Here is a 984-nt window from a genome sequence, read left to right on the forward strand (position 1 = left end):
AAAATCAAAATGATTCCAGAATGTTGGGAACCCCTAAAGGGTTTCCCAACACTCTTTTTTCTTTCTTACTTTAATCTTAGAAATCGAAGTTATCAGGATCTGGACCAACGCGGTGATTTTGGTTTAACGCATCGATTTTTTCCATGTCTTCTTTTGTTAATTCAAAGTTAAATACATCAGCATTTGCAATAATGCGGTGTTCTTTCGTTGATTTCGGAATTGTAATTACTCCGTTTTGAAGATCCCAACGTAAAATTACTTGTGCTGTTGTTTTACCGTGTTTCTCAGCAATTGCTTGTAATGTTTCATTATCTAATAATTGACCTTGCATAAGTGGTGACCATGCTTCCATTTGAATACCTTGTTCTTTACAGAAAGCTTGTAATTCTTTTTGTGTTAAACGAGGGTGGTATTCTACTTGGTTAATCATTGGCTTAATTTCTGCATCTTTCATTACATCTTGTAAGTGATGAATTTGGAAGTTACTTACGCCAATTGCACGTACGCGATCTTCTTTATAAAGTGTTTCTAGTGCTCTCCACGTATCTTTATATTTTCCTTCTACAGGCCAGTGAACAAGATATAGGTCTAAATAATCTAATTCTAATTTCTTTAAGCTCTCTTCGTATGCAGCAATTGTTTCTTCGTACCCTTGATCTGCGTTCCATACTTTTGAAGTAATAAATAATTCTTCTCTTGAAATACCAGTCGCTTCAATACCTGCACGGATTCCTTCACCTACAGCTTTTTCATTTCCGTAAATTGCAGCTGTATCGATGCTGCGGTATCCTGCTTTAATTGCTGATTTAATCGCTTCTACAAGTTCTGGTCCTTCTTCTACTTTAAATACACCTAAACCGAACCAAGGCATTTCTACACCATTATTTAATACTGTTTTACTTTGTAAGTTTTTCATTTTATTTTCGCTCCTTTTTCTGTGAAAAGACTTGAATTAAGATCCCAAACTTCATATGTACTGTAGAG

At 35.1% G+C, this 984-nt stretch carries 1 protein-coding gene; it reads right to left on the bottom strand.

The window, feature by feature from the left end:
• Positions 1–76: 76 nt before the first annotated feature.
• A complete protein-coding gene (locus ACODS7_RS32215) occupies positions 77–916 on the bottom strand; it encodes an aldo/keto reductase (protein ID WP_098138496.1) in 840 nt (279 codons plus the stop codon).
• Positions 917–984: the final 68 nt, after the last annotated feature.

The organism is Bacillus sp. FG16, assembly GCF_057809515.1.